The organism is Mesorhizobium sp. M4A.F.Ca.ET.020.02.1.1 (assembly GCF_004022645.1).
In the GTDB taxonomy this organism is placed as follows: Bacteria; Pseudomonadota; Alphaproteobacteria; order Rhizobiales; family Rhizobiaceae; genus Mesorhizobium.
Window position 1 is genome coordinate 1 of sequence record NZ_RZOI01000641.1, and the last position, 3,491, is coordinate 3,491.

The following is a 3,491-nucleotide window of genomic DNA, read 5'->3' on the forward strand; positions in this document are numbered from 1 at the left end:
TTCGCTGGCCGGCCGCACCGAAAGCCCTGTCGCGCAAGGCGTGCCGGTGCGAAGCGGCGGCTTCGGTGGCGCGGAGGGACTGGCGACCTATCTCGACCAGGAAAAGGTCGAGCTGCTGATCGATGCCACACATCCCTATGCGGCGCGCATCTCCGCGAATGCCGCCGAAGCGGCCAGGCAGGCCGGCGTGCCGATCCTCGCCTTGCGCCGTCCGGGCTGGGAGCCCGTGGCCGGTGACCGCTGGACGCTGGTCGACAGCGCGGCCGAGGCGGCGAGGGCGCTCGGCACGGCGCCGCGCCGCGCCTTCCTGGCGATCGGCAGACAGGAGGCCAGCGCTTTCGAGGCGGCACCGCAGCACCGTTATCTCATTCGCAGCGTCGACCCCGTCGAGCCTAAACTGGGTGTGCCCGACGCGATCTATCTGCTGGCGCGCGGGCCGTTTCCGGAAGCGGAGGAACGCGCGCTGCTCGAAAAGCACGGCATTGATGCCGTCGTGTCCAAGAACAGCGGCGGCGGGGCGACCTACGGCAAGATCGCCGCGGCGCGCGCCTTCGGCATCGAAGTGGTCATGGTCCGTCGGCCGCCCGTGCCGGACGTTCCGTCGGCCGAGACCGTCGATCAGATGGCCGCCAAGGTCGATCATCTTTTCGCGCCCGTTGCCGAGCGTGGCGTGTAGACCAGCGACGGCTTGTCGCCACGCCGGATGATCCTCGTTTCCGGCGAGCCGATGATGATGCAGGTGGCCATGTCGGCCTTTTCCGCATCGGCATCCGCAAGCAGATGCACGTCGATACGTTCGTCCGGCCGGCCGGCGGCGCGGCCGAAGATGACCGGCGTGGTGCCGGGCAGGATCGCTTTCAGGCATTCGAAGGCGCGGCCGAGCTGCCAGGGGCGCGCCTTGCTGATCGGGTTGTAAAGCGCAATGACGAAGCCGGCGCCGGCGGCAGCCAGCAAGCGCAGCTCGATCAACTCCCATGGCTTCAGATTGTCGGAGAGCGAGATGGCGCAGAAATCGTGGCCGAGCGGTGCGCCGATGCGGGCGGCGACCGCAAGCATGGCGGTGACGCCGGGAACGACCGCAAGGTCGACCGCGCGCCATTCCGTCGGGCCGGCCTCGATCGCTTCGCAGACCGCTGCCGCCATGGCGAACACGCCGGGGTCGCCGCCGGACACGACAGCAACGTTATGGCCCTCGGCGGCCTTGGCCAGAGCTTCGTTGGAGCGGGCAAGCTCCTCGCGGTTGTCGGATGCGATGCGGGTCTGGTCCGCTCTCAACTCCAGCCGGTCGAGATAGGGCTTGTAGCCATAGAAGAAGGAAGCCTCCGCCACGGCGCGTCTTGCCTCCGGCGTAACCTGGTCGGCATTGCCGGGGCCGAGACCGATGACGGTGAGACGGCCGCTCATGCCTTTGCTCCGGGGCGGGCGGACCAGCCGGCGACCAGCACGATGGCGAAGTAGGGCGCCTTGTCGTCCGGCTTGTCGGCTAGCCGCATCGAGACGCTGCCCGGCATGGAGCCGCGCTCGACATAGACGGCTTTCGCAAGCTTGCCCGTCGCCTGCAGCGCGCGCCGGATCTTGGGCAGGTTGCGGCCGACCTTCATGATCACCGCTGCGTCGGTGTCGGCCAGCCGCCGCGTCAGCTCGAACTCGCTCATCGTGCCCGGCAGGACAGTCAGTACGTCGTCGCCCTGGACGATAGGCAGGCCGGTCGCCGACCAGCAGCCGGACATGGCGGTGACGCCGGGGATGACCTCGGTCGGGAAGCGATGCGCGAGGCGAACGTGCAGGTGCATGTAGGAGCCGTAGAACAGCGGGTCGCCTTCCGACAGCACCGCCACCATCCTGCCGGCGGCAAGATGTTCCGCGACCGCCTCCGCCGACTGCGCGTAGAAATCGGCGATCTGCGAGCGGTAGTCGTCGTGATCCTTGTCGATCTCGGTCGTCACCGGATAGAGCAGCGGCAGCTCGATCATGTCCGGCCGGAAGCGGGCCTCGACGATGGCGCGCGCATTGCTGTTGTTGCCGCGCTTGGCGAAATAGGCGACGACGTCGGCCTCTGCCAATGCCCGCGCAGCCTTGAGCGTCAGTAGCTCGGGATCGCCGGGACCGGTGCCGACGCCGACGAGGCGGCCTTTTACAATCGCGTTCACAGGCCGGGCCTCGCCAATGCGTTGAGGGCAGCGGCGGTCATGGCGCTGCCGCCCAGCCTGCCGCGCACGATGGCGTAAGGCACGCCATAGGAATTCTCGGCCAGCGCGTCCTTCGATTCGGCGGCCCCGACGAAGCCGACCGGCATGCCGATGATCGCCGCCGGCTTCGGCTCGCCGTCGCGCAGTTTTTCCAGCAGATAGAAGAGCGCCGTTGGCGCGTTGCCGATGGCGACGACCGAGCCGGCGATGCGCTCGCCCCAGAGGTCGATTGCCGCGGCCGAGCGGGTGTTGCCGATTTCTTTCGCGATCTCATGCGTACGCGGATCGCGCAGCGTGCAGATCACCTCGTTGCCGGCCGGCAGGCGAGCGCGGGTCACGCCATGCGAAACCATCTCGGCGTCGCAGAAGATCGGCGCGCCTGCGGCAAGCGCCGCGCGCGCCGCATCCACGAAACCGCTGGAGAAGACGAAATGGCTGGCGGCCTCGACCTGGCCGCAGGCATGGATCATGCGGATCGCAACATCGGCCTCGGCGTCCGAGAAGCGCGACAGGTCGGCCTCGGCGCGGATGATGGCGAAGGAGCGCTCATAGATCGCCGTGCCGTCGTGGATGTAGTCGTAGGCCGCCATGCTCATTCCTGTCGGTAGATTTCGGCGATGCCGGCCGCGCCAAGCCTTGTGAGGCAAGCCGCGGCGGTTTCGCCTCGATGTCGTTGCGCGCGGATCGCTGCAAGGATGCCGCCTATGCCGCGCGCGGCGTCATAGCCCGGCCTGTATCCGGCAGGAAGAGCCTTTGCCGTCCCGCCAACGACAAGTCCGGCTCCGTTTTCGTCGCCGACCAGTGTGAGGGCGGCCAAGCCGGGATGCGCGCAGCCTTTGGCGCAGCCGGAAACGTGCAGGCTGAGCGAGGCGTCGAGGAGGTCGCTGTTTTGCGCCGCGATGGTTTCGGCGATGGCTCGGGTGGCGATGCGGCCGGAGGCGCAGGCCGGTGTGCCGGGGCAGGCAGCGATGCGGGTTCGCGGATCGGCGGCGTCGGTGACGAAGCCGAGGGCGGCGGCGGAGGTTTGCAGCGAGGTGCCGGCGGATGGGGCGAGGCCAAGGAAGAGCATGGCGCGGCCGGGGGACAGGCGGATCTCGGTCACGCCGAGATCCGAGGCTTGGCCGGCGAGATCGATGAGATTCCGTGCCGGCATGCTGCCGAAGGGTAGGCCGATGCCGAGGGCTTGGCCATTCGCGAGATCAAAGATGCCGATGGGGGAGCGGGCTGGCGCAGGATGGCGCTCTACGGCGCCCCCCTCTGTCCTGCCGGACATGTCCGGCAGGACAGAGGGGGGCGCGAAGG

General features: G+C 68.6%; 4 protein-coding genes and 1 pseudogene. 1 reads left to right on the plus strand and 4 read right to left on the minus strand.

The features are described from left to right. A partial coding sequence (locus EN742_RS28400) for a cobalt-precorrin-6A reductase (protein WP_128333539.1) occupies window positions 1-676 on the plus strand: 676 nt, incomplete at its 5' end. Here the strand turns inward: EN742_RS28400 and EN742_RS28405 are convergent. The 4 genes and pseudogenes from EN742_RS28405 to EN742_RS28420 form a co-directional block, all read right to left on the minus strand. Beyond that, window positions 640-1,404: a precorrin-3B C(17)-methyltransferase gene (locus EN742_RS28405; protein ID WP_126054010.1), complete on the minus strand. Its 765-nt coding sequence runs from the start codon at window positions 1,402-1,404 to the stop codon at window positions 640-642. The genes EN742_RS28400 and EN742_RS28405 overlap by 37 nt on opposite strands. Continuing rightward, complete coding sequence (locus EN742_RS28410; RefSeq protein ID WP_126054011.1) at window positions 1,401-2,150, minus strand: precorrin-2 C(20)-methyltransferase; 750 nt, start codon at window positions 2,148-2,150, stop codon at window positions 1,401-1,403. Before EN742_RS28410 ends, EN742_RS28405 begins: the two co-directional genes overlap by 4 nt. After that, entirely contained in the window at window positions 2,147-2,779 is a 633-nt protein-coding gene (locus EN742_RS28415) for a precorrin-8X methylmutase (RefSeq protein WP_126054012.1), read from the minus strand. The genes EN742_RS28410 and EN742_RS28415 overlap by 4 nt, the downstream gene beginning before the upstream one ends. Continuing rightward, window positions 2,736-3,491: pseudogene (locus EN742_RS28420) on the minus strand (precorrin-3B synthase); the annotation flags it as partial. The gene EN742_RS28415 and the pseudogene EN742_RS28420, both read right to left, overlap by 44 nt.

Excerpts from the sequence above, each read along its gene's own strand:
- EN742_RS28415 (WP_126054012.1), bottom strand. The coding sequence starts at position 2,779 with ATGGCGGCCTACGACTACATCCACGACGGCACGGCGATCTATGAGCGC.
- EN742_RS28405 (WP_126054010.1), bottom strand. The coding sequence starts at position 1,404 with ATGAGCGGCCGTCTCACCGTCATCGGTCTCGGCCCCGGCAATGCCGAC.